The sequence below is a fragment of the Agrobacterium larrymoorei genome (assembly GCF_013322225.1).
Classification (GTDB): domain Bacteria; phylum Pseudomonadota; class Alphaproteobacteria; order Rhizobiales; family Rhizobiaceae; genus Agrobacterium; species Agrobacterium larrymoorei_A.
Window position 1 is genome coordinate 38,010 of sequence record NZ_JAAMFB010000003.1, and the last position, 23,866, is coordinate 61,875.

At 57.2% G+C, this 23,866-nt stretch carries 21 protein-coding genes; 12 read left to right on the plus strand and 9 right to left on the minus strand.

Annotation, left to right across the window (positions count from 1 at the left end; translation table 11 throughout):
* Positions 1–113: 113 nt before the first annotated feature.
* The 7 genes from G6L28_RS00600 (at position 114) to G6L28_RS00630 (ending at position 10,135) form a co-directional block, all read left to right on the plus strand.
* A complete protein-coding gene (locus G6L28_RS00600) occupies positions 114–1,958 on the plus strand; it encodes an extracellular solute-binding protein (protein ID WP_174061843.1) in 1,845 nt (614 codons plus the stop codon).
* Between the two features lie 145 nt (positions 1,959–2,103).
* A complete protein-coding gene (locus tag G6L28_RS00605; protein ID WP_174062020.1) occupies positions 2,104–3,198 on the plus strand; it encodes a microcin C ABC transporter permease YejB in 1,095 nt (364 codons plus the stop codon).
* The gene (locus tag G6L28_RS00610; protein ID WP_174061844.1) at positions 3,198–4,340 is read left to right on the plus strand and encodes an ABC transporter permease; all 1,143 of its coding nucleotides are present in this window, start codon (positions 3,198–3,200) and stop codon (positions 4,338–4,340) included. The genes G6L28_RS00605 and G6L28_RS00610 overlap by 1 nt, the downstream gene beginning before the upstream one ends.
* A 17-nt stretch (positions 4,341–4,357) precedes the next feature.
* Positions 4,358–5,986: an ABC transporter ATP-binding protein gene (locus G6L28_RS00615; RefSeq protein WP_174062019.1), complete on the plus strand. Its 1,629-nt coding sequence runs from the start codon at positions 4,358–4,360 to the stop codon at positions 5,984–5,986.
* A 77-nt stretch (positions 5,987–6,063) separates the two neighbouring features.
* Positions 6,064–7,311, plus strand: coding sequence for an NAD(P)/FAD-dependent oxidoreductase (locus G6L28_RS00620; RefSeq protein ID WP_174061845.1), 1,248 nt, complete (start codon positions 6,064–6,066; stop codon positions 7,309–7,311).
* Between the two features lie 159 nt (positions 7,312–7,470).
* Positions 7,471–8,832, plus strand: coding sequence for a glutamine synthetase family protein (locus G6L28_RS00625; protein WP_174061846.1), 1,362 nt, complete (start codon positions 7,471–7,473; stop codon positions 8,830–8,832).
* A 1-nt stretch (position 8,833) separates the two neighbouring features.
* A complete protein-coding gene (locus tag G6L28_RS00630; protein WP_174061847.1) occupies positions 8,834–10,135 on the plus strand; it encodes an NAD(P)/FAD-dependent oxidoreductase in 1,302 nt (433 codons plus the stop codon).
* Here G6L28_RS00630 and G6L28_RS00635 read toward each other — a convergent pair.
* Positions 10,130–10,612, minus strand: coding sequence for a gluconokinase (locus G6L28_RS00635; RefSeq protein ID WP_174062021.1), 483 nt, complete (start codon positions 10,610–10,612; stop codon positions 10,130–10,132). The genes G6L28_RS00630 and G6L28_RS00635 overlap by 6 nt on opposite strands.
* Before the next feature lie 134 nt (positions 10,613–10,746).
* On the minus strand, positions 10,747–11,220 hold the full coding sequence (locus G6L28_RS00640; protein WP_174061848.1) for a hypothetical protein: 474 nt from the start codon (positions 11,218–11,220) through the stop codon (positions 10,747–10,749).
* Positions 11,221–11,337: 117 nt separating this feature from the next.
* On the opposite strand from G6L28_RS00640, the gene G6L28_RS00645 reads away from it, so the two are divergent.
* Entirely contained in the window at positions 11,338–11,973 is a 636-nt protein-coding gene (locus tag G6L28_RS00645; protein ID WP_174061849.1) for a trimeric intracellular cation channel family protein, read from the plus strand.
* Positions 11,974–12,028: 55 nt separating this feature from the next.
* Here the strand turns inward: G6L28_RS00645 and irrA are convergent, their stop codons facing one another.
* On the minus strand, positions 12,029–12,448 hold the full coding sequence (irrA, locus tag G6L28_RS00650; protein ID WP_174061850.1) for an iron response transcriptional regulator IrrA: 420 nt from the start codon (positions 12,446–12,448) through the stop codon (positions 12,029–12,031).
* A 296-nt stretch (positions 12,449–12,744) separates the two neighbouring features.
* Here irrA and fabA point away from each other — a divergent pair, with 296 nt between their 5' ends.
* The 3 genes from fabA to fabI all read left to right on the plus strand — a co-directional run bounded on the left by fabA (position 12,745) and on the right by fabI (position 15,363).
* On the plus strand, positions 12,745–13,260 hold the full coding sequence (gene fabA, locus G6L28_RS00655; RefSeq protein ID WP_062451528.1) for a 3-hydroxyacyl-[acyl-carrier-protein] dehydratase FabA: 516 nt from the start codon (positions 12,745–12,747) through the stop codon (positions 13,258–13,260).
* A 66-nt stretch (positions 13,261–13,326) separates the two neighbouring features.
* On the plus strand, positions 13,327–14,550 hold the full coding sequence (fabB, locus tag G6L28_RS00660) for a beta-ketoacyl-ACP synthase I (protein ID WP_174061851.1): 1,224 nt from the start codon (positions 13,327–13,329) through the stop codon (positions 14,548–14,550).
* 6 nt (positions 14,551–14,556) lie between these two features.
* A complete protein-coding gene (gene fabI / locus G6L28_RS00665; RefSeq protein ID WP_174061852.1) occupies positions 14,557–15,363 on the plus strand; it encodes an enoyl-ACP reductase FabI in 807 nt (268 codons plus the stop codon).
* Between the two features lie 165 nt (positions 15,364–15,528).
* Here the strand turns inward: fabI and G6L28_RS00670 are convergent, their stop codons facing one another.
* Positions 15,529–17,025, minus strand: a complete 1,497-nt coding sequence (locus G6L28_RS00670) for a CoA-acylating methylmalonate-semialdehyde dehydrogenase (RefSeq protein WP_174061853.1) — start codon at positions 17,023–17,025, stop codon at positions 15,529–15,531.
* Between the two features lie 108 nt (positions 17,026–17,133).
* Between G6L28_RS00670 and G6L28_RS00675 the strand changes: the two genes are divergently transcribed.
* Positions 17,134–18,015 carry a LysR substrate-binding domain-containing protein gene (locus tag G6L28_RS00675; protein WP_174061854.1) on the plus strand — a complete coding sequence of 294 codons (882 nt, stop codon included), beginning with the start codon at positions 17,134–17,136 and terminating at the stop codon, positions 18,013–18,015.
* A 6-nt stretch (positions 18,016–18,021) separates the two neighbouring features.
* Here the strand turns inward: G6L28_RS00675 and G6L28_RS00680 are convergent, their stop codons facing one another.
* From G6L28_RS00680 to hutI, 5 genes are read right to left on the minus strand one after another with little or no spacing between them, the layout of a single operon-like run.
* Positions 18,022–18,585, minus strand: coding sequence for a HutD/Ves family protein (locus tag G6L28_RS00680; protein WP_174061855.1), 564 nt, complete (start codon positions 18,583–18,585; stop codon positions 18,022–18,024).
* Positions 18,586–18,589: 4 nt separating this feature from the next.
* Positions 18,590–20,275, minus strand: a complete 1,686-nt coding sequence (hutU, locus tag G6L28_RS00685; RefSeq protein ID WP_174061856.1) for a urocanate hydratase — start codon at positions 20,273–20,275, stop codon at positions 18,590–18,592.
* A 12-nt stretch (positions 20,276–20,287) separates the two neighbouring features.
* Positions 20,288–21,088, minus strand: a complete 801-nt coding sequence (hutG, locus tag G6L28_RS00690) for an N-formylglutamate deformylase (RefSeq protein WP_174061857.1) — start codon at positions 21,086–21,088, stop codon at positions 20,288–20,290.
* A gap of 1 nt (position 21,089) precedes the next feature.
* Positions 21,090–22,625 carry a histidine ammonia-lyase gene (gene hutH, locus G6L28_RS00695; protein WP_174061858.1) on the minus strand — a complete coding sequence of 512 codons (1,536 nt, stop codon included), beginning with the start codon at positions 22,623–22,625 and terminating at the stop codon, positions 21,090–21,092.
* On the minus strand, positions 22,625–23,866 hold the full coding sequence (hutI, locus tag G6L28_RS00700; protein ID WP_174061859.1) for an imidazolonepropionase: 1,242 nt from the start codon (positions 23,864–23,866) through the stop codon (positions 22,625–22,627). Before hutI ends, hutH begins: the two co-directional genes overlap by 1 nt.

The following is a 23,866-nucleotide window of genomic DNA, read 5'->3' on the forward strand; positions in this document are numbered from 1 at the left end:
GCAGGTGTCGAGGATAAAGCGCTTGTGAGCCCGGTTCGCGTCTCAGCCCCTATATTTTGACAATGTTTGTTTTATGCTGCACGGCAAGAACAACGAAAAAGGAATGTGAGCCCATGGCCTTGGCACGCTTGAAAACCGGTTTGATCGCTTTGGCGGCAACGTCAATGTTACTAACTCCGATCAATGCTGGAGCGCAGGATCAAGGTCAATGGCGAACCGGCATTTCTACGGTCGGTGAACTGAAGCATCCGAATGGTTTCGAGCGGTTCGATTATGTAAACCCGGATGCGCCGAAGGGCGGGACATTGCGCATGTCTTGGTTTGGGAGCTTTGACACGTTGAACCCAATCGCTGCTAAAGGCGAAGCGGCTCAGGGCATTGCGCAAATCTACGATACGTTGATGACTCCAGCCGATGATGAGCTTTCCTCTTCATACGGATTGTTGGCTGAGGGGTTGAAATATCCCGACGACTTTTCATCCGTCACGTTCAAGTTGCGGCAGCAGGCGAAATGGGCAGATGGAAAGCCCGTAACGCCGGAAGATGTGATCTTCAGCCTTGAAAAAGCAAAGACCGCTTCACCGCAGTATGAATTTTATTATCGTCACGTGGTCGCGGCAGAGAAAACCGGAGAGCGGGAAGTTACATTTCGCTTCGATGAGCCGAACAATCGCGAGTTGCCACAGACTATTGGTCAACTCGTCATCTTACCCAAGCATTGGTGGGAAGCGACCGGCCCCGACGGCAAACCTCGCGATCTTTCCAATACGACGCTTGAAATCCCGTTAGGCTCGGGACCTTACAAAGTTGCTGCCGTTACTCCAGGCTCATCGATCCGCTATGAGCGGCGAGATGATTACTGGGGTAAAGACCTGAATGTAAACATCGGGCAGCATAACTTCGGAACCATTGTTTACAATTACTACGCCGACCGGGATGTCGAGTTTCAGGCGTTCAAGTCGAACAATTCGGATTTTTGGTGGGATAACTCGGCAAGGCGATGGGCCACGGCCTATGATTTTCCCGCTGCAAAGGACGGCAGGATTGTCAGGGAAACACTTGAAAACGAGTACCGCAAAACCGGCGTTATGGTCGGCTATGTTTTCAATCTAAGGCGTGAAAAATTTGCTGATATCCGCATTCGAAAAGCACTAAATTATGCTTTTGATTTCGAGGAGCTGAAGCGCACCATTTTCTATGGCTCCTATGATCGTATCGATAGCTTTTTCTCCAGAACCGAACTGGCGTCTTCCGGTTTGCCGACTGGGAGAGAGTTAGAGATATTGAATGATGTAAAGGATTTGGTTCCTGCGAGTGTCTTCACCGAGCCTTATCAAAATCCCGTCAACGGCGATCCTGCCAAGTTGAGAGATAATTTGAGAAAGGCGATTGGGCTCTTCAAAGAGGCCGGTTACGAACTAAAAGGAAATCGGATGGTGAACACCAAAACCGGTCAGCCCTTCTCGTTCGAAATCATGCTGGGTGGCCCATCGACGGAGCCTGTCGCGCTGTCGTTTTCAAGCAATCTAAAAAAAATAGGAATTGAGGCTCCGGTTCGTACTGTTGAGGAATCACAGTTTACCAATCGGTGGCGGTCTCGTGACTTCGATGTGATGTATAATGCCTGGGTCCAAACGATTAATCCAGGCAACGAGCAGGCTGAGTTTTGGGGTTCTGATGCGGCCAAGCGAGACGGTTCAAGCAATTACAGTGGTATTTCCGATGCTGGTATCGATGCCCTGATACGTAAAGTCATATTTGCACAGGATCGTGACGAAAAAATCGCCGCCACACGCGCGCTTGATCGCGTTCTGCTCGCACATCAGATCGTTATTCCAAGTTACACCGCAAGCGGCATGAACATCGCTTACTGGAAAAACATTGCTCATCCCCAAAACCTGCCAGAGTATTCTATGGGGATGCCGTCTGTATGGTGGTCTACCAATGCCGGAAAATGAGGCGGGTCTTGCTTTATAAGCCAAGCCTTGATTCACATGGACAATTACGAATCATCGAACAGGTCGCTCTGGTGACTTGGCGGAAAGGAAACGGTTTGACGAACCGGACGACAGCTACACCCATTTCAGCGAAGCGGGCCATCTGATGGGAGCCTATATTCTGCGGCGCTTAGCGCTTATGATACCGACCATCATCGGCATCATGGGCATTTCCTTCCTCGTCATCCAATTCGCACCCGGCGGCCCGGTGGAGCAGGTCGTTGCCCAGCTTTCCGGTTCCGGGGACAGTGCTTCCGACCGTCTTTCCGGCGGTGGTGATCTTGTTGGCCAGGGTGGGGGCTTTGATGAGAGCGGTTCGAGTTATCGCGGCGCGCAGGGGTTGGACCCGGAGCTCATCGCCAAGCTTGAAAAGCAGTTCGGTTTCGACAAGCCACCGCTGACACGCTTTCTGGACATGATGTGGAATTACATTCGCTTCGACTTCGGCGACAGTTTCTTCCGCAATTCCTCCGTTATCGACCTCATTATCCACAAGCTGCCGGTATCGATCTCGCTCGGCTTCTGGATTCTCATCATCTCTTACGCCATCTCCATTCCGCTCGGCATCAAGAAGGCGACGGAAGACGGCTCGAAATTCGACGTCTGGACCTCCGGCATCATTATCATCGGCTATGCGGTGCCGAGCTTCCTGTTCGGTATTCTGCTCATTGTGCTGCTCGCTGGCGGCTCGTTTTTCGACTGGTTCCCGCTTCGCGGCCTGACCTCGGATAATTTTGCCGATCTGACATGGTGGCAGAAGATCATCGACTATTTCTGGCATCTGGCGCTGCCGCTGACGGCCCTGGTCCTGTCAGCCTTCGCCACGACGACGCTGCTCACCAAGAACTCCTTTATCGATGAGATCAAGAAACAGTATGTAGTCACCGCCCGCGCCAAGGGCCTGTCGGAGCGCAAGGTGCTTTACGGCCACGTCTTCCGAAACGCGATGCTGATCGTCATCGCTGGGTTTCCCGGCGCATTCATTTCCGCCTTCTTCACCGGTTCGTTGCTCATCGAAAACATCTTCTCGCTCGATGGACTTGGCCGCCTCGGCTATCTCTCCGTCGTCAATCGTGATTACCCGATTGTGTTTGGAACGCTGTTCATTTTCTCGCTGATGGGCCTCGTCGTCAGCCTCATATCGGACCTCATCTACACCTGGATCGATCCGCGCATCGACTTCGAGCGGAGGGATGTGTGATGAGCGTGTCCACCTCTTCCAGCGATGTGGTGCAGCCGCAAAAACGCCCGTGGTTTTCGCCGACCAGCGTTCGTCGCTGGCAAAATTTCAAAGCCAACCGTCGCGGATACTGGTCCATCTGGATTTTCCTCGTTCTCTTCGGTCTCAGTCTTGGCGCGGAGTTTCTGGCCAACGACAAACCGATAATCGCCTCCTACAAGGGCGAGATTCTGGTTCCTGTCATGGTGGATTACCCGGAGGAGAAATTCGGTGGCTTCCTTGCGCAGACGGATTACAAATCATCTTTCATTCAGGATGAAATTAACGCCAATGGCTGGATGATCTGGCCACCGATCCGCTATTCCTACCAGACGGTGAACTCCAACATTCCGCATTCCGCGCCGACCCGGCCTTTCTGGCTGATGGATGAGCAGGAGCGATGCTCGGGCTATCCGCAGGGCGCGGCAGACCCCGGCTGCACGCTCGGCAACCTCAACTGGCTCGGCACGGACAATCAGGCGCGAGATGTTGCCTCTCGCATCATCTATGGCTTTCGCATTTCGGTGCTGTTCGGGCTGGCGCTCACCGTCGCCTCCGCCGTCGTCGGCGTGACCGCGGGTGCCGTCCAAGGTTACTTCGGTGGCTGGACGGACCTTTTGATGCAGCGTTTCATCGAAATCTGGTCCTCCATGCCGGTGCTCTACATCCTGCTGATCATAGCCGCCATCATGCCGCCCGGCTTCTTCGTGCTGCTCGGCATCATGCTGCTATTCTCATGGGTCGGCTTCGTCGGGGTGGTGCGCGCGGAGTTTCTGCGGGCGCGAAACTTCGAGTATGTAAATGCTGCACGCGCCCTTGGCGTCGGCAATGCCACGATCATGTTCCGGCATCTGCTGCCCAATGCCATGGTAGCGACGCTGACCTTCCTGCCTTTCATCCTGTCCGGCTCGATCACAACGCTGACGTCGCTCGACTTCCTCGGCTTCGGCATGCCCCCGGGCTCGCCTTCACTGGGTGAGATGATTGCCCAGGGCAAGAATAATCTTCAAGCGCCATGGCTCGGGCTGACGGCCTTCTTCACCATGTCGATCATGCTTTCGCTGCTGATCTTCGTGGGTGAGGCGGTGCGCGATGCCTTCGATCCGCGAAAGACATTCCGATGAGTGCCGCAAAGGATCAAATGACCGCTCCTCTCATTTCAGTCCGCGATCTCTCCGTTGCCTTCCATCAGGGCGGCAAGGAAAGCCTTGCTGTTGACCGCGTATCCTTCGATATCATGCCCGGCGAAATCGTGGCGCTGGTCGGCGAATCCGGTTCTGGCAAGTCGGTGTCGGCCAACTCGATTCTCAAACTGTTGCCCTATCCCGCCGCAAGCCACCCTTCCGGGAAAATCCTGTTCGAAGGCAAGGATTTGCTGCATGCATCGGTGCGTGAGCTTCGCGCCGTGCGCGGCAACGATATCACCATGATCTTTCAGGAGCCGATGACCTCGCTCAACCCGCTGCACTCCATCGAGCGGCAGATCGGCGAGATTCTGGAATTGCATCAGGCGATCACCGGTGCCGAGGCGCGCAAACGTATTCTCGAACTGCTCAATCAGGTCGGCATTCGCGAGCCGGAAAAACGTCTGAAAGCCTATCCGCATGAGCTTTCCGGTGGCCAGCGCCAGCGTGTGATGATCGCGATGGCGCTCGCCAATCGCCCCAAGTTGCTGATCGCTGACGAGCCCACGACCGCGCTGGACGTGACGGTGCAGGCGCAAATCCTTGAGCTTCTGGGTGAGTTGAAGAACCAGCACGGCATGTCCATGCTGTTCATCACCCATGATCTCGGTATCGTGCGCAAATTCGCTGACCGCGTCTGTGTGATGACCAAGGGCAAAATTGTTGAGACCGGAACGGTGGAACAGGTGTTTACCGATCCGCAGCACGCCTACACCCGCCACCTTCTTGCCGCAGAACCGAAGGGCGAGCCGCCACCTGCCGATGACACCAAGCCTGTCGTCATGCAGGGAGATGACATCAAGGTCTGGTTCCCGATCAAGGCCGGGCTGATGCGCAAGGTGGTGGATCACGTTAAGGCGGTTGATGGCATCGATATCACGCTCCGCGCAGGGCAAACGGTTGGCGTCGTGGGCGAGTCCGGTTCCGGCAAAACGACGCTAGGCCTCGCGCTTTCGCGGCTCATTTTGTCCAAAGGCCGCATCAGCTTCATCGGCCAATCCATCGATAGCTACTCATATGCCATGATGAAGCCGCTCCGAAACCGGCTTCAGGTGGTGTTTCAAGACCCTTACGGCTCCCTCAGCCCACGCATGTCGGTCGGCGACATCATTGCCGAAGGTCTGCGGGTGCATGAGAAGTCCCTGTCCTTCGGGGAGCGGGACAGGCGCGTGGCGCAGGCGCTTGAGGAAGTCGGGCTCGATACCGCAACCCGCTGGCGATATCCGCACGAGTTTTCCGGCGGGCAGAGGCAGCGTATCGCCATCGCCCGCGCCATGGTGCTCAAACCTCGGTTCGTCATGCTGGATGAACCAACCTCGGCGCTGGATATGAGCGTGCAGGCGCAGGTGGTGGATTTGCTGCGGGATTTACAGGCCAGGCATGAGCTCGCCTATCTCTTCATCAGTCACGATCTGAAGGTGGTGAAAGCGCTTGCCAATGAGGTGATCGTGATGCGCCACGGCAAGATCGTCGAAAGCGGACCGGCAAAGGCGATATTCGAGGCACCAAAGGAAGATTACACCCGTGCGCTGATGGCAGCTGCATTCAATATCGAGGCGGTCCAGACGGCTGCCGTCAGCCAATAATCTGTGCCGGGGCGGTTGCTTTGAAACAGCCGTCGCGCCATGTTTCCTATCAGGAATGAAGGAGGCAGGTAGCATAGATGGCAGCGGATGTAATCGTATTGGGTGCCGGGATCATCGGTGTTTCGGTTGCTCTGCAATTGGCAAGGCGCGGCAAGACCGTCGTGCTTTTGGATCGTCGTGGTCCGGGGGAGGAGACCTCCTTCGGTAATGCCGGTCTGATCCAGCGAGAAGGAGTCGTCCCCTATAGTTTCCCTCAAAATCTAGGCCTTTTGGCCCGATACTCGCTGAACAACCGCATCGACGCCCATTATCACAAGATCGCTTTTCCCAAGATCGCTCCGTTTCTTGCGCGCTACTGGTATCATTCCACGCCGACCCGCCACGCGGCCATCACCCGCGCCTATGCACCGCTCATCGAACATTCCATTTCCGAGCACAGCGCTTTGATCGAGGAGGCAAAGGCGGGCGATCTGATTGTCAAGAACGGCTGGATGAAAGCCTTTCGCAGTTCGGAAACCCGCGACAGGGATATTGCTGAAGCCGAGCGTCTGGCGCGGGATTTCAGGATTTCCTACACCACACTCGACAGGCAACAGCTGGCGGACGCAGAACCGCATCTTTCGAAGGATTTCATCGGCGCCTTGAAGTGGAACGATCCATGGTCCGTGCTGGATCCGCATGGCCTGACCATGGCCTATGTGCGTCTGTTCGAAAGCCTCGGCGGCACTGTCGTCAAGGGCGATGCCGCAACGCTTTCGCAAACCGCATCCGGCTGGAGCGTTCGCGCGCAGGAAGGGTTGATCGAGGCGAAAAGCGCGGTGGTCGCATTAGGCCCCTGGGCGGATGTGGTGACGACGAAGCTTGGCTATCGCTTCCTTCTCGGCGTGAAACGCGGCTACCACATGCACTATGCACCAAAGGATGGCGCAAAGCTCAACAACTGGCTGATCGATGCGGATCGCGGTTACTTTCTCGCACCGATGGCAAAGGGCATCCGCCTTACCACGGGGGCGGAGTTTGCAGAGCGGGACGCACCGAAATCCCCCGTCCAGCTATTTCGTGCGGAACATGTTGCACGCGGCATATTTCCGCTCGGGGAACGGCTGGATGCCGAACCATGGATGGGTTCACGTCCCTGCACGCCGGACATGATGCCAATCATAGGAAAGGCTCCACGGCACAGGGATCTGTGGTTCGCGTTCGGCCATGCCCATCATGGGCTGACGCTGGGGCCGATCACAGGTCGCGTGCTGGCGGAAGCGATGCTCGGTGAAGCCCCGGTCATTCCTATCCACGCATATGGGCCGGATCGTTTCAATCCATGAGCGAAAAACGGCTGGCCTTCCTGAAAAAGCTTAACTAACATGGCTTGGCAGAGAATTTGCATGGGGCGATGATGGCGCGATATCTGATCTATCAGCAGCAGGATGCTTTTCGTTAGCGGCGTGTCGCCCGCAGCAGGAACGAAAACAACATTCTGGTAAATGATGGCCGATATCGAAGACGCAAAGACATTTTTTGAACAGAACCCTGACATTGAGATCCTCGAAGCCTTCGTCATCGACGTTAACGGCGTGCCGCGTGGCAAATGGATTCCGCGTGACAGAGCGCTGGACGTGCTGGAAAAAGGCATGGCTGTGCCTCGTTCCGTCTACGCGCTGGATATTTGGGGGCGAGATGTCAACGCTGCTGGTCTCGCCGAAGGAACCGGCGACCCCGACGGCCTCTGCTTCCCGGTGCCCGGAACGCTATCGCGGGTAAGCTGGCTCGGTCGTCCCACTGCGCAGGTGCTGCTTGCCATGAGGGATGCGGAAGGGGTAGGATTTTTCGCCGATCCCAGACACGTTCTCTCGCAGGTTTTGGCAGGCTTTACCAAGCGCGGCCTGACACCCGTCGTCGCTACAGAGCTGGAATTCTACCTCATCGATCCGATACGTTCCGCGCTCGATCCCGTTCGTCCGCCCAATAGTCGCGAAGGGCGTTGGCATACGGGCCAGACGCAAGTGCTATCGATCTCGGAGCTGCAGGATTTCGAAGAGGTGTTCCACGATATCGCCACCGCCTGCCGCGCGCAAAAGGTGGCTGCCGATACCACGCTGCGGGAAAACGGTCCCGGTCAATATGAGATCAATCTCAACCATGTGCCGGACGCGCTTCAGGCGGCAGATTTCGCGGTGTTCCTCAAACGCATCGTCAAGGGCGTGGCGCGCAAGCATGGCTATGACGCCACCTTCATGGCCAAGCCCTATGGCGTGCAGGCCGGAAACGGCATGCATGTGCATTTTTCGGTGCTGGATAAGGATGGCCACAATATCTATGCGGGCGAAAACGGCCCATCCGAAGCGCTGATGCATTCCGTCGGCGGGCTTCTGGAAAATATGGGGGAAAGCATGGCGGTGTTTGCCCCGCATGCCAATTCCTATCGCCGCCTGCGCCCCAGCGAACATGCGCCGACCTATGCCTCCTGGGGTGTCGACAATCGCTCCGCCGCCGTGCGTGTCATCACCGCCAGCAAGCCCGCGACCCGTATCGAGCACCGGGTTGCCGGCGCCGATACCAATCCCTATCTCGTGCTGGCCATGATCCTTAGCGCCGCATTGGCAGGCATGAAGGAAAAGCGCCACCCGGGCGGGGCGATTTCCGGCGACAGCCACGCGATTAACCATGAGCCTTTGCCCACCAATTGGGATTATGCCGTGCAGCGCTTTGCCCGCTCCAGCTTTGCCTATGCCACGTTGGGTCAGCGCTACAGGACCCTCTATTCAGCCTGCAAACAGCAGGAAATCTCCGAATTCTCCCTGCGCGTCACCGATGTGGAATACGACGCCTATATCAGGACGGTGTGAGATGGCTCATGTAACGACGCTTCCAAATCCCGGACACACATCCTCTTGGTACGCGGCATCCGCTAACGACAAGAGCGTTCGCCCGATGCTGGAAGGTGAGATGCAGGCGGACATCTGCGTTATCGGCGCAGGCTTTGCCGGCCTATCGGCAGCGCTGGAACTGACAGAGAAGGGCTTTTCCGTCATCGTGCTGGAAAGCGAGCGCATCGGCTTCGGCGCATCGGGCCGCAATGGCGGACAGATCGTCAATGGCTATAGCCGCGATCTCGAGACGATTGCCGGTCGCTATGGGCATGAGAAGGCCGTGAAGCTGGGTGAAATGTCGCTGGAAGGCGGGCAGATCATCCGCGAGCGTGTGGCGAAATACGGCATCGACTGCGACTTGGTGGACGGCGGTTTCTTCGCAGCGTTTACGCCAAAACAGATCAAGGAAATGGCGGCCAATAAGGCCAATTGGGAGAAGCACGGCCATTCCGGTCTGGAAATGGTGTCCAAGTCCGAGGTCGGAAAATATGTGAAGTCCGACCGCTATGCGGGCGGCATGATCGACCGCTTCGGTGGACATATCCATCCGCTGAATTACGTGCTTGGTGAAGCTGCTGCACTGGAAAAACTCGGTGGTCGCATTTTTGAAAACTCCCGCGTAATCGATGTGGAGCAGGACCAGAACCCGGTGGTGCGCACGCCACATGGTAAGGTATCGACAAAATATGTCCTCGTTTGCGGCAATGCATACCTCGGAAAGCTACTGCCGCAGATCGGTGATCGCATGATGCCGGTGTCCAGCCAGGTCATGGCGACGGAACCGCTCGATGCGGCGCTGATAGAAGAGTTGTTGCCTGCGAATTACTGCGTCGAGGATGCCAATTACATTCTCGATTATTACCGTCGCACCTCCGATAACCGCCTGCTTTACGGCGGCGGCATCGGTTATGGCGGCAGCGATCCGGCAGATCTCACCGGCGTCATTCGTCCCAATATGCTGAAGACATTTCCGCAATTGAAGGACGTGAAGATCGATTTTGCGTGGAGCGGCAATTTCGCGCTGACGCTCACCCGTATTCCGCATATCGGCAGGCTGTCGGACAATATCTACTTCTCCCACGGCGATAGCGGCCATGGTGTGACAACCACACAACTGCTCGGTCGTATTCTGGCAGAGGCGGTGGCCGGTCACTCTGGACGTTTCGACGTCTGGTCGTCACTGCCGAACTTTCCGTTCCCGGGCGGCAAGACGTTCCGCGTGCCGCTCACCATGCTGGGTGCGTGGTGGTACGGCCTGCGTGACAGGCTGGGACTATAGTGCTTTCAGACCCTTTAGCGCGTTGTCGACGATGTCTTCCGGTGTCGCATCGATATCAACCGTCACAACGCCCGGTTCGCCGGTCGGTACTTCCAGTGTATCGAGCTGTGTCTTCAAAAGTGAAAGCGGCATGAAGTGACCTTCGCGCGCGCCCATGCGCTGCGTTAGCAGTTCGATGCTGCCTTCAAGATATACGAAGTACAGAGGTCCGCCGGTCGCTGCGCGCAGCCGGTCACGATAGGATTTCTTCAGCGCCGAGCACGAAATCACTACGCCGCCAGCTTCAAAACCCTTGCGCAACTCCGCCCCGACGAGATCGAGCCACGGCCAACGGTCGTCATCGGTCAGGGGAGTGCCGGCGCTCATCTTCTCAACATTGGCAGGCGGATGAAGCCTATCGCCTTCCTGAAACGGAATACCCAGCTTTTCTGCAAGCTCTGCGCCGACGGTCGATTTGCCGCAGCCGCTCACGCCCATAACGATGATTGCCTGTTTCACGAAAACCTCATCTTTCAAAATTCCACATGCGCCTAGCAGCATAGCAGGGTGAAGAAAATGATTTTGTGATTTTAACGCGCCATTGATTTTTGTGCTGGCCCGATCAGGCTTGCTTATTTTCTGGAAATCGTCACGAATTTGGTGCCGCGAACGCGCACGGTCATCTCGCAAGGGGCGCTGTCGCTACGGTCGCAATAGCGCGGGGCCATTTTCAACACGAAAACCATGTTGCCGAAGCGCTTCACGAAATCATAGCCGTAGATTTTCGCGGTCGCGATCAGCAGATAGCCGCCTTCCTTGACCTGAACATAGAAATTATACGGGCAGCCTTCCTCGTCGCAGCTCGTGCTTTTATTTCCGTCACACGTCAATGCGCCGCGATCGGTCACGACATCCATCAGCCCATCATTATTGATATCGAGCCGCTTTAGAAACTCCGGACCGAACTCGGCGACGCTGCACTCCTTGCGAAAAAAGTCCTTCTCGTAGATTTCCGGATCGCTTATCAGTTGCTGCTGGGCAAGCGCTGCCGTCGGCATGGCAATAAGCACAAGTGCGTAAAGCATTGCTGAGAGAAGGCGTTTCACGGCATTTTCCTTTTATATTTCTTTTCGCTATTTATGCGAAAGCTGGTTCGGCGCAAATTATAGGATGCCGCCCTTGCGTCACACTGACCGCTTCGCTGATCTGAGGAGAGCGCTTTCATGACCCTTCTGGCTTTCCTCGACTATGCAGGGGTCGCCGTCTTTGCCGCAACGGGCGCACTTGCCGCTTCCCGCAAACAGCTGGACCTGATCGGTTTCCTGTTCTTCGCTGCAGCGACAGGTATCGGCGGCGGCACGTTGCGCGATCTGGTGCTTGGCCGCTCTCCGGTCTTTTGGGTGATCAACCCCACCTATATTCTCGTCTGCGCGGGCGTTGCCCTGCTGGTCTATTTCACCGCTCACCTGATGGAATCGCGTTACAAGCTGCTGCTCTGGCTCGATGCGATTGGTCTGTCGGCCTATTGCGTGATGGGTGCCGCGAAGGGGCTTGCCGCGACGGGTTCGCCAACGGTTGCCATCGTGACCGGCATGATGACCGCCACATTCGGCGGTGTCCTGCGTGACGTTCTCGCCGGAGAACCATCCGTGCTGCTACGACCTGAAATCTACATCAGTTGCGCGCTGGCTGGTGCCTGTGTGTTTACGGCTGCCCATTTCCTTGGGCTTTCGCTCTTCATCGCATCGACGGCGGGCGTGCTGACGGCCTTCGGCATTAGAAGCGGGGCGTTGCTGTTCGGCTGGACCTTCCCGCCATACCGCACCCGTCCCGGAAGACCACCGGAAGATGTGATGTAAGCAAACAAAAGGCGCCCCGCAGGCGCCTTGTCGACAAATGATACGATTTTCCTGATCAGCCGCGTTTGCGGCGAAGACGGATAACCACGTCGACATGTGCGATTTCCATGCCTTCCGGCGGTTCAGGAAGGTTGCCGATTTCCAGATTGTTGAGCGGGATATCGAGAACCTCGTTCTCGCCTTCCACGAAGAAGTGGTGGTGGTCGGAAACGTTGGTATCGAAATAGGTTTTTGCACCTTCGACTGCCAGTACGCGGATGAGACCAGCCTCGGTGAACTGGTGCAGCGTGTTGTAGACGGTGGCCAGCGATACCGGAACACCGGCGGTCACAGCCTCGTCGTGCAGTTCCTCGACGGTCAGGTGGCGGTCGCCCTTGGCAAACAGCAAATCACCCAGCGCAATGCGCTGGCGAGTGGGACGCAGTCCAAAACGGCGTAGCCGTGTACCAATATCCAATGTGGCGTCGAATGCCATTCAGCGCGCTTTCCAAGAACTCTTACAGAATACCCTTTTTCAAGCATATATCTTTTACAGGCAGTCCTTTCAATAGTTTCCGGCGTCGCGACTTCGTCAATTGGCGGCAAAACGGGGGTTTTTGTAAATTTTCTCTGGTTCAGCTCTTACGCTTACTGTATGCGGGCGCCATGTAAGGCAGGACTTTCGTGGCAGGTCGCGGCGGGAATTGTCATGCCGCGCTAGCGGCGCTTCAATTTGTGCCCGACTTGCTCTACAGAAGTTCGACAACGCGATTAGATGGGAAGCGGAAGCACATGGCAACGAGGCAATCGAGCTATAACTACGAGGAAATTCTGGCATGCGGCCGAGGCGAACTGTTCGGCCCAGGCAATGCGCAACTTCCTCTGCCTCCCATGCTGATGGTTCACCGCATCACAGAGATTTCCGAAACCGGCGGCGAGTTCGACAAGGGATTTATTCGTGCTGAATACGATGTGAAGCCGGATGACTGGTACTTCCCGTGCCACTTCCAAGGCAACCCCATCATGCCCGGCTGCCTTGGTCTTGACGGCATGTGGCAGTTGACGGGCTTCTTCCTTGGCTGGCTGGGTGAGCCCGGTCGCGGCATGGCTCTTTCCACCGGCGAAGTGAAGTTCAAAGGCATGGTTCGCCCGGAAACGAAGCTTTTGCAATACGGCATCGATTTCAAGCGCGTCATGCGCGGCCGCCTCGTTCTCGGCACTGCCGATGGCTGGTTGAAGGCCGATGGCGAAACCATTTATCAGGCGAGCGACCTGCGCGTCGGTCTGTCGAAGGAAAAGACCGCCTAGTATCCTTTAACGGGACGGCGACGCTACTGCGTTGCCAGGCGGCCAACGAAAGAAAAGGTCAACTTCATGAGAAGAGTTGTAGTCACCGGCCTCGGTATCGTTTCATCTATCGGCAGCGATGCCGCAGAAGTTACCGCTTCCCTTAGAGACGCCAAATCCGGCATTTCATTCTCACCGGATTTTGCCGAACACGGCTTCAAATGTCAGGTTTGGGGCAAGCCATCGCTGGATCCAGCCGATCTGGTTGATCGCCGCGCCATGCGCTTTCTCAGTCAGGGCGGAGCCTGGAACCATGTCGCCATGAAGCAGGCGATCGCCGATTCCGGTCTGGAAGAGGGGGATATCAGCGGCAATGAACGCACCGGTATCATCATGGGTTCGGGCGGCCCATCCACCCGAGCTATCGTGGAAGCCGCCGATATTACGTTAAAGAACAAAAGTCCCAAGCGCGTTGGTCCCTTTGTCGTGCCAAAGGCGATGTCGTCGACAGCGTCTGCCACGCTTGCAACATGGTTCAAGATCCATGGCGTCAACTACTCGATCTCGTCGGCCTGCTCGACTTCTGCGCACTGCATCGGCAATGCCGCTGAAATGATCCAGTGGGGCAAGCAGGACATCATGTTCGCCGGTGGCCATGAGGACCTCGACTGGTCCATGTCGAACCTGTTCGACGCCATGGGCGCCATGTCTTCCAAGTATAACGAAACGCCGTCTGTCGCCTCGCGCGCCTATGACGCCAACCGTGATGGCTTCGTCATCGCAGGCGGCGCTGGCGTCTTGGTTCTGGAAGAGCTGGAACATGCCAAGGCACGCGGCGCGAAGATCTACGCGGAAATCGTCGGTTACGGCGCAACCTCTGACGGCTACGACATGGTTGCTCCATCCGGCGAGGGCGCGATCCGCTGCATGCGTCAAGCACTCTCCACCGTGAAGGGCGATGTCGATTACATCAACACCCACGGCACTTCCACGCCGGTTGGCGACAGCAAGGAAATCGGCGCGATCCGCGAAGTTTTCGGCGCCAATAGCCCGCACGTCCAGTCTACCAAGTCGCTGACTGGCCACTCGCTCGGTGCTGCCGGTGTGCAGGAATCGATCTACGGCCTGTTGATGATGCAGGAACGCTTCATCGGCGAAAGCGCGCATATCGAAACGCTCGATCCCGAATTCGAGGGCGTGAACATTGTTCGCAAGCGCATCGATAATGCGAAGATCGACACCGTCCTTTCCAACTCCTTCGGCTTTGGCGGCACGAACGCCACGCTGGTCTTCCAGCGCTATAACGGATAATTGCCCATGAACGGCATCATGCAGGGAAAACGCGGCCTCATCATGGGCGTCGCAAACAATCACTCTATTGCCTGGGGCATCGCCAAGGCGCTGGCCGCACAAGGCGCAGAGCTGGCTTTCACCTATCAGGGTGAAGCGCTTGGCAAGCGCGTGAAGCCGCTTGCTGCCGAGCTTGGCTCGGACTTCATCGTACCCTGCGACGTGGAAGACATCGCCTCCGTCGACGCGCTGTTTGCGACCCTCGGCGAACGCTGGGGCTCCATCGACTTCGTCGTTCATGCCATCGGATTTTCCGACAAGAACGAATTGAAGGGCCTGTACGCAGATACTTCGCGTGAAAACTTCAGCCGTACCATGGTCATCTCGTGCTTCTCCTTTACAGAGATCGCCAAGCGTGCCGCTGGTCTGATGACGCAAGGCGGTTCGATGTTGACGCTGACCTATAACGGTTCCCAGCGTGTTATCCCGAACTACAACGTCATGGGCGTGGCAAAGGCAGCTCTCGAAGCATCCGTGCGCTATCTCGCAGCCGATTACGGCCCGAAGGACATCCGCGTCAACGCGATCTCCGCCGGTCCGGTCCGCACGCTTGCGGGTGCCGGTATCTCGGACGCGCGTGCGATCTATTCCTGGAACAAGAACAACTCGCCGCTTCGCCGTACGGCGGATATCGATGATATCGGCGGTTCTGCGTTGTACCTGCTTTCGGACATGTCTCGCGGCGTCACCGGCGAATGTCATTACGTCGACTGCGGCTTCAACATCACGTCGATCCCGACGCTGGAAATGCTCTATAAGAGCGACGCCGAATAAAGTCGGAAGTCTTTAAATAAAAAAGCCCGGAGCGATCCGGGCTTTTTGCTTTTTTTCCTTACTTCATCGTCGGCATGACGAATTCTGCGCCGGATTTGATGCCAGCCCGTGCGCCCGCAGCAAACGAAGTGCCGCGAGGACGCACAGACAGACGATCATCTGGCATCATTTCATCGTCGGCATGACGAATTCTGCACCGGACTTGATGCCAGATGGCCAGCGCGCCGTGACGGTCTTGGTCTTCGTCCAGAACTTGATCGAATCCGTGCCATGCTGGTTGAGGTCACCGAAGCTAGACGCTTTCCAGCCGCCGAAGGAGTGGTAGGCAAGCGGAACCGGGATCGGAACGTTGACGCCGATCATGCCGATGTTGATCCGGGAAGCAAAATCGCGGGCGGCATCACCGTCGCGAGTGAAGATGGCGACGCCGTTACCATATTCGTGCTTCATCGGCAGATCGAGTGCGTCCTCATAGTTCTTGGCGCGAACGACAGAAAGAACCGGTCCGAAGATTTCCTGCTTATAGATATCCATGTCCGGCGTCACGTGGTCGAACAGGCAGCCGCCCACGAAATAGCCGTCCTCATAACCCTGAAGCTTGAAGTCGCGACCATCGACGAGAAGTTCTGCACCCTGTTCGACGCCGCTATCGATCAGACCTTTGACTCGGGCCTGCGCTTCTTTGGTCACCAGTGGGCCCATATCGGCCTTATCGTCTGTATAAGGGCCGATCTTGAGAGCTTCGATCTGCGGAATGAGCTTTGCGACCAGACGATTGGCTGTCTCTTCGCCCACTGGCACCGCAACGGAAACCGCCATGCAACGCTCACCGGCAGAACCATATCCCGCACCCATCAGCGCGCTGACCGCCTGATCGAGATCAGCATCCGGCATGATGATCATGTGGTTCTTCGCGCCGCCGAAGCACTGGGCGCGCTTGCCGTTCATGGCAGCGGTGCCATAAACATAGCGTGCGATAGGAGTGGAGCCGACGAAAGAGACAGCGCCGATATCCGGGTTGGTCAGAATGCCGTCCACCGCGCTCTTATCGCCATTGATGACGTTAAGAATACCGGCGGGAAGTCCGGCTTCGATCAGAAGTTCTGCAAGGCGGATCGGAAGGGACGGATCACGTTCGGATGGCTTCAGAATAAACGCGTTGCCGCACGCAATCGCGGGGGCAAACATCCACATCGGGATCATGGCGGGGAAGTTGAATGGCGTAATGCCAGCGCCGATACCGACCGGCTGGCGGATTGAATACATGTCGATTGCCGGACCAGCACCTTCGGTAAACTCACCCTTCGCAAGATGAGGAATGCCACACACGAATTCGCAGACTTCGAGACCGCGGATGATGTCACCCTTGGAATCGTCTACCGTCTTGCCATGTTCGCTGGAAAGCAGGGTGGCGAGTTCGTCCATGTTCTGGTTCAGCAGTTCCACGAACTTGAAGAAGACGCGTGCGCGGCGCTGCGGGTTGGTCGCTGCCCACTTGGGCTGAGCCGCTTTGGCACTTTCAACCGCTGCCAGAATTTCAGCGTCGCTGGCAAGCGCCACCTTTGCCTGCACTTCACCCGTCGCCGGATTGAAGACGTCGGATGTGCGACCGCTCGTGCCTGCGACGCGCTTGCCGTTTATGAAATGGCCGATCTCTCTCATGGTTTTCCTCCGAGTTATTCTGTGGTGCCACATTCGTCCTTTGAGTTGCACAAAGCAATGACTCGGAATAATCATCTGTTGTGCAAAAATAAACATAGGGATCTGGCGGTGAACTGGGACGATGTGCGTGTTTTCCTCAACGTAGCGCGTAGCGGCCAGTTTCTGGCTGCTGCCAAATCACTTGGCGTCAACCACGCAACGCTCAGCCGGCGGGTTTCTGCGCTGGAAGCTGCATTGGGTAACCAACTCCTGGTGCGAACGACGACGGGATGCGTGCTGACGGAGGAAGGCAGCCGGTTTCTACTCTCAGCAGAGCGTATGGAAACCGAAATGCTGGCGGTTCAGGCAAGCCTTGGCCGTGGTGACGCGGCAATCAGTGGTACGGTCAGGGTGGGTGCGCCGGATGGTTTCGGTGTTTCTTTCCTAGCGCCTCGGCTCGGAACGCTGACGGCCCTTCATCCGGAATTGAAAATTGAACTTGTGCCCGTGCCGCGCTCGTTCTCGCTTTCCCAGCGCGAAGCGGATATCGCGATCACCATCGAACGACCGGAGCAGGGACGTCTGGTGTTTTCCAAGCTAACGGACTATTCGCTCGGCCTCTATGCTTCGAAGAACTACGTGGAGGAGCACGGTGAGCCTGAAACGGTCGAGGCTCTGAGAGCGCACCGCCGGATCGGTTATGTGGAAGACCTGATTTTTTCGCCTTCGCTGAATTTCACCGGGGAAGTGATGCGGGACTGGGATGCGAGCTTCGCCATTTCCAGCGCAATTGGTCAGACGGAGGCTGTGCGATCAGGCGCAGGTATTGGAATTCTGCACGATTATATCGCGCGTGGAGATGCCGATCTCGTAAAGCTTCTACCTGAGCTTTCGATCCGCCGATCCTATTGGACCGCTTTTCATGAAACCGCCCGGCAACTGGCACGCGTCAAGACTGTGGTGGAATTCCTGCAGGAGAGTGTCGCGAGGGAGCGACGTATCTTCCTGTAGGGCAATTCAGACAGCTTTCAGTCGAATAATATAGCTGACGATGTTTTCACAGTGAGCCTCTAACGGACCATCTATGATCACTGCATCCAGTGGCCCCAACTCAATGCCTTTGCCCTGAGAGGAAATGGAAATCGGACCTGTGGAGAGGACGAAAACGATTTCAGTCTCCATTTCTGGCAAGCCTTTAAAAGGCCCGAAAACTCTTTCCACGCTGTGGCTAAACCTTCCACGACGGGTCATAACGTTGAGATCGGTAATCGGTCCGCTGGCCAGGGTCGCATCGACTGGAACATCAGCAGCGAAACTCAGTGGATCGCTGCCCGTCGTCAGAAAGACCAGGTCCGAACCATGAATTGCGAGCGTCATACCGTTCCCGTTCAAGATCGATAGCGTTCGATCTATATCGGGAAAAGCCGAGAAAGGCCCATCGTTGGCAACGGTCGCCATGCTGATGCGCCAGTCGAAATCATCGACCGTAGCGTGAGGAGGAAAGACGGCGATTTCCACCGTCTCCCCGCCGCCGTTCTTCCAGGGCATACGTTTGTAATCGCTGGCGCGTAACACCTGCATGAGATCAGTTACCCAGAATGCCGGGAAGACGCAGGCCCTTGTCCTTGGCGCAATCCAGCGCGATGTCGTAACCGGCATCCGCATGGCGCATGACGCCCGTTGCAGGATCGTTCCAGAGCACGCGCTCCAGACGACGAGCGGCATCGTCGGTACCATCGGCACAGATGACGACGCCGGAGTGCTGGGAAAAGCCCATGCCAACACCGCCGCCGTGATGCAGCGAAACCCAAGTCGCACCAGAGGCAGTATTCAGCAGCGCATTGAGCAGCGGCCAATCGGATACGGCGTCTGAACCGTCCTTCATCGCTTCCGTTTCGCGGTTTGGAGAGGCCACGGAGCCGCTATCGAGATGGTCGCGACCAATCACGACTGGAGCCTTCAACTCGCCGTTTTTGACCATTTCGTTGAAAGCAAGCGCGAGGCGGTGGCGATCACCAAGACCGACCCAGCAGATGCGGGCGGGAAGACCCTGAAAGGCGATTCGTTCGCGCGCCATATCCAGCCAGTTGTGCAGATGCTTGTTATCGGGCAACAGTTCCTTCACCTTGGCATCGGTCTTGTAGATGTCCTCGGGGTCGCCGGAGAGTGCTGCCCAACGGAACGGACCGATGCCACGGCAAAACAGCGGGCGGATATAGGCGGGAACGAAACCGGGGAAGGCGAAGGCGTTTTCGAAGCCCTCTTCCTTGGCGACCTGACGGATGTTGTTGCCGTAATCCAGCGTCGGCACACTTGAATTCCAGAAATCCACCATAGCCTGAACCTGCACCTTCATCGAGGCGCGGGCGGCTGCTTCGACGGCTTTCGGATCACTCTCCTGCTTGGCCCGCCACTCGGCAACTGTCCAGCCAACGGGCAGATAGCCGTGAATCGGATCATGCGCCGAAGTCTGGTCGGTGACGATATCTGGGCGCACGCTACCGGCTTTCATCCGCTTGACCAGCTCGGGGAAGATTTCTGCGGCATTGCCGATCAGGCCGACAGATTTCGCCTCGCCCGCCTTGGTCCATTGGTCGATCAGCGCCAGCGCCTCATCCAGCGTGTGCGCCTTGGCGTCGAGATAACGGGTGCGCAGGCGGAAATCGACGCGGGTCTCATCGCATTCCACGGCTAGGCAGCAGGCGCCGGCCATAACGGCTGCCAGCGGCTGCGCGCCGCCCATGCCGCCAAGACCACCGGTCAGGATCCACTTACCCGTGAGGTTGCCGTCATAATGCTGGCGACCGGCTTCCACGAAGGTTTCATAAGTGCCCTGCACGATGCCCTGGGTGCCGATGTAAATCCAGGAACCGGCAGTCATCTGGCCGTACATAGCCAGACCCTTTTTATCCAGTTCGTTGAAATGCTCCCATGTTGCCCAGTGCGGTACGAGGTTGGAGTTGGCGATCAGCACGCGCGGCGCGTCCTTGTGGGTGCGGAACACGCCGACAGGCTTGCCGGACTGCACCATCAGGGTCTCGTCCTCGTTTAGATCCTTCAGCGTCGCAACGATACGGTCGAAATCTTCCCAGGTGCGGGCGGCGCGACCGATGCCGCCGTAAACGACCAGTTCATGTGGACGCTCGGCCACATCTGGGTCCAGATTGTTCATAAGCATGCGCAGCGGCGCTTCGGTCATCCAGCTTTTGGCGGTGAGTTCGGTGCCGGTGGGGCTGCGGACTTCGCGTTCATTGTGGCGCGGATTGGTCATGATGATTTCCTCTTAGTGTTTGGAGGCGAGCGCAAAATCTTCCATGCGCGTCAGAATGGTTTTGAGGTGGGTGCGAAGCTGTTCGGCCTTTTCCTCGTCGTAGGCAAAGGGTGGAGCTTCCGTTGCAAGATGGGTCGATTGCGCCAGTTCCATCTGAATGGCGTGGACTCCGTTTTTCGGTTGGCCATAGTGGCGCGTGGTCCATCCGCCCTTGAAGCGGCCATTGAGAATGGACGTGTAGCCCTCGGCCTTGGCGGCGACATCGACGGCGGCGTCTTCTAACGCTGGATCGCAGGTCTTGCCCATATCCGTGCCGATGTTGAAATCCGGCAGCTTGCCCTCGAAAAGGAAGGGGATCTGCGAGCGGATCGAGTGGCAATCATAGAGGATGGCAACGCCATGGATCGCCTTTACGCGCTCTATCTCCGCCAAGAGCGCGGCATGATACGGCGCATGGAAGTGCTGAAGGCAATGGGCAACATCCGCCTCGGTCGGCTCTTCGCCTAGCTTCCAGATGGGCTCGCCGTCAAAATCTGTTTCGGGAACGAGGCCGGTCGTGTTCTGGCCAGGGTAAAGACTGACACCAGCCGGATCGCGATTGGCATCTATGACATACCGGTGGAATGTGGCGCGGACTGTCGTGGAATCAGCAAGAAGACCGGCATAAAGCTCGTGAATATGCCAATCCGTGTCCGCCAGCAGCTTGCCATTGTCGTTCAAACGCTCCCAAATCTCTGCAGGTACGTCCGTGCCGGTATGTGGCAATCCCAAAATGACTGGAGAAGAGCCCTGATGGACTTCGAAAACCGACATCTTATGCCTCCAGCCTTGGCAGAATGCCATCCGAGATTGCCGCGATTAGTGCGCCAGATGCGATGAGATCGGATGCCGCCTTCAAATCCGGCGCCATGTAGCGATCGTCGTCCAGCGATGGAACGACGCCACGAACCACGCCCATTGCCTTTTGAAGTTCCGGGCTGGTCTTCAGCGGGCCGCGCAGTTCAACGCCCTGAACAGCAGACAGCGCCTCGATGCCAAGGATGGCGAAGAGGTTCTCTGTCATGGGCAACAGGCGTCGTGCACCATGGCAAGCCATGGACACATGGTCTTCCTGATTGGCGGAGGTCGGGGTAGAGTCCACCGACGCCGGATGCGATATCTGTTTGTTTTCACTCATCAATGCGGCTGACGTGACTTCCGCGATCATCAGACCGGAATTCAAGCCCGGTTTTTTGGAAAGGAAGGCAGGCAGGCCATAGGAGAGCGCAGGGTCAACCAGTAGCGCGATACGGCGCTGGGCGATGGCTCCGATTTCGCAGATCGCGAGCGCCGTCTGGTCGGCGGCGAAGGCCACCGGCTCCGCATGGAAATTGCCGCCGGAGACCACGGAATTGTCGGAAAGCACCAGCGGATTATCGGTTACCGCATTGGCTTCGATTTCCAGTGTTCTCGCCACCTGCCGCAACAGGTCGAGGCAAGCGCCATCCACCTGCGGCTGGCAGCGAATGCAGTAGGGGTCCTGTACGCGCTCATCGCCTTCGATATGGCTGACGCGGATTTCCGAGCCTTCCAGAAGATTGCGCAGCGCGGCACCCGCATCGATCTGCCCCTTGTGGCCGCGCAGTGTGTGGATGTCGGGATGGAACGGTGCGGAGGAACCCATGGCTGCATCGGTGGAAAGTGCGCCAGTGATCAGCGCAGCCTGAGCGGCACGGTGGGCGCGGAACAGTCCCGCCAGCGCAAGCGCCGTAGAGGTTTGCGTGCCATTGATCAGTGCAAGGCCTTCCTTCGCGGCCAGCACGACCGGCTTCAAGCCAGCCTTCGCCAGCGCCTCACTTGCCGCAAGCTGCTGCCCGCCGAAAAACGCTTCGCCTTCGCCCATCATCACCGCTGCCATATGGGCAAGCGGCGCGAGATCGCCCGACGCACCGACCGAACCCTTCTCGGGAATTAGCGGAATGACGCCATTCTCCAACATGCCTTCGATCAGCCGCACCAGTTCCAAGCGGACGCCGGACGCGCCTCGACCAAGCGAAATCAGCTTGAGCGCCATGATGAGGCGAACGACGTTTTCCGGCAGTGGCGCGCCAATGCCGCAGCAGTGCGAGAGAATAAGATTGCGCTGAAGCGTCGCCACATCCGCGGCATCGATCTTGATCGATGCCAGTTTACCAAAACCGGTATTGATACCGTAAACGGGCGCATTGCCCGCAGCGATTTCCGCAATGCGGTTTGCGGCTTTTTCAATGCCCGCATCGAAAGAACGGTCGAGTTTCGCAGCACCGTTGTTCCAGTAGATGTCTGCCAGCAGATCAAGCGAAACAGTGCCGGGATAAAGAGTAATCGTCATTATAGGGTCCGTCCCTTGTAGATGCGGGCAAAAAGCGGATTGAAGCCGATGCGGTAGACGAGCTCGGCGGGGCGCTCGATATCCCAGATAGTGAAATCAGCCGACTTGCCAGCCTCCAGCGTGCCGGTCTCAGCGAGGAGCCCAAGAGCTTTAGCCGCATTGCGTGTCGTTGCCGTCAGGCATTCTTCGACTGTCAGGCGGAAAAGCGTGGCGCCCATGTTCATGGTCAAGAGCAGCGAGGTCAGCGGCGACGTGCCGGGGTTGCAGTCCGTCGCAAGCGCGATGTGCGCGCCTTCATTGCGCAATGCCTGAACCGGGGGAAGTTGCTTTTCCCGCAGTGCATAGAACGCGCCCGGCAATAACACGGCAACGGTTCCCGTCTTTGCCAGGATCGCTGCGCCATCCCCGTCCAGATATTCGAGATGATCGGCAGAAAGCGCGCCGTAGGACGCTGCAAGTGCCGAACCGCCAAGATTGGAAAGCTGCTCCGCATGCAGTTTTACCGGAAGACCAAGCGCTTTCGCCTTTTCGAAGACAGCACGAATTTCGTCAGTGGAGAAAGCGATACCTTCACAAAAGCCATCGACTGCATCGATCAGCCCCTCTGCATGGCCTCGTTCCAGTCCGGGCAGTACAACGTCTGCTATGTAATCAGCGTTGCGGCCCTTGTACTCGACGGGCGTTGCGTGGGCGGCGAGATAGCTGGTAACGACCCGCACGGGCCGCAGGGTTTCAAGCCTGCGGGCGACCCGCAGCATTTTCAGTTCCGTCTCGATATCGAGCCCATAGCCCGATTTGATTTCGACCGTCGAAACGCCCTCTGCCAATAGCGTATCCAGACGCGGCAGGGCCTGTGCGGACAGCTCATCCTCGGACAAGGCGCGGGTATCGCTTACAGATGATACGATGCCGCCGCCAGCTTTAGCGATGTCCTCATAGCTTGCGCCATTGAGGCGCATTTCGAATTCCATGGCGCGGTTGCCGCCGAAAACGAGATGGGTGTGGCAGTCGATCAGAGACGGTGTGATCCAGCGACCGTCGCAATCGAACGTATCGGCAGCGTTTTTATATTGCTCCGGCATGCCTTGCTCAGCGCCGACGAAAGCGATGCGGCCATTTAGGGTGGCGATAGCACCATATTCGATCTCGCCCAGCCCGGACTTCGCCGGATCAAGGGTTGCAATACGGGCATTCCGCCACAGCGAAACGCTGTTATTTTCTGAAATACCGCTGCCTGTCAT

What these genes read in the sequence shown, in the direction of transcription:
- G6L28_RS00670 (WP_174061853.1), bottom strand. Translation starts at nt 17,025, where the DNA reads ATGAGAGAGATCGGCCATTTCATAAACGGCAAGCGCGTCGCAGGCACG.
- G6L28_RS00605 (WP_174062020.1), top strand. Translation starts at nt 2,104, where the DNA reads ATGGGAGCCTATATTCTGCGGCGCTTAGCGCTTATGATACCGACCATC.
- G6L28_RS00600 (WP_174061843.1), top strand. Translation starts at nt 114, where the DNA reads ATGGCCTTGGCACGCTTGAAAACCGGTTTGATCGCTTTGGCGGCAACG.
- G6L28_RS00680 (WP_174061855.1), bottom strand. Translation starts at nt 18,585, where the DNA reads ATGCAGGTGTTACGCGCCAGCGATTACAAACGTATGCCCTGGAAGAAC.
- fabI (WP_174061852.1), top strand. Translation starts at nt 14,557, where the DNA reads ATGAACGGCATCATGCAGGGAAAACGCGGCCTCATCATGGGCGTCGCA.
- fabA (WP_062451528.1), top strand. Translation starts at nt 12,745, where the DNA reads ATGGCAACGAGGCAATCGAGCTATAACTACGAGGAAATTCTGGCATGC.
- hutG (WP_174061857.1), bottom strand. Translation starts at nt 21,088, where the DNA reads ATGTCGGTTTTCGAAGTCCATCAGGGCTCTTCTCCAGTCATTTTGGGA.
- G6L28_RS00610 (WP_174061844.1), top strand. Translation starts at nt 3,198, where the DNA reads ATGAGCGTGTCCACCTCTTCCAGCGATGTGGTGCAGCCGCAAAAACGC.
- G6L28_RS00635 (WP_174062021.1), bottom strand. Translation starts at nt 10,612, where the DNA reads ATGGGCGTGAGCGGCTGCGGCAAATCGACCGTCGGCGCAGAGCTTGCA.
- G6L28_RS00630 (WP_174061847.1), top strand. Translation starts at nt 8,834, where the DNA reads ATGGCTCATGTAACGACGCTTCCAAATCCCGGACACACATCCTCTTGG.
- hutU (WP_174061856.1), bottom strand. Translation starts at nt 20,275, where the DNA reads ATGACCAATCCGCGCCACAATGAACGCGAAGTCCGCAGCCCCACCGGC.
- G6L28_RS00645 (WP_174061849.1), top strand. Translation starts at nt 11,338, where the DNA reads ATGACCCTTCTGGCTTTCCTCGACTATGCAGGGGTCGCCGTCTTTGCC.
- hutH (WP_174061858.1), bottom strand. Translation starts at nt 22,625, where the DNA reads ATGACGATTACTCTTTATCCCGGCACTGTTTCGCTTGATCTGCTGGCA.
- irrA (WP_174061850.1), bottom strand. Translation starts at nt 12,448, where the DNA reads ATGGCATTCGACGCCACATTGGATATTGGTACACGGCTACGCCGTTTT.
- G6L28_RS00615 (WP_174062019.1), top strand. Translation starts at nt 4,358, where the DNA reads ATGACCGCTCCTCTCATTTCAGTCCGCGATCTCTCCGTTGCCTTCCAT.
- fabB (WP_174061851.1), top strand. Translation starts at nt 13,327, where the DNA reads ATGAGAAGAGTTGTAGTCACCGGCCTCGGTATCGTTTCATCTATCGGC.
- G6L28_RS00625 (WP_174061846.1), top strand. Translation starts at nt 7,471, where the DNA reads ATGATGGCCGATATCGAAGACGCAAAGACATTTTTTGAACAGAACCCT.
- hutI (WP_174061859.1), bottom strand. Translation starts at nt 23,866, where the DNA reads ATGACAGGCAGCGGTATTTCAGAAAATAACAGCGTTTCGCTGTGGCGG.
- G6L28_RS00620 (WP_174061845.1), top strand. Translation starts at nt 6,064, where the DNA reads ATGGCAGCGGATGTAATCGTATTGGGTGCCGGGATCATCGGTGTTTCG.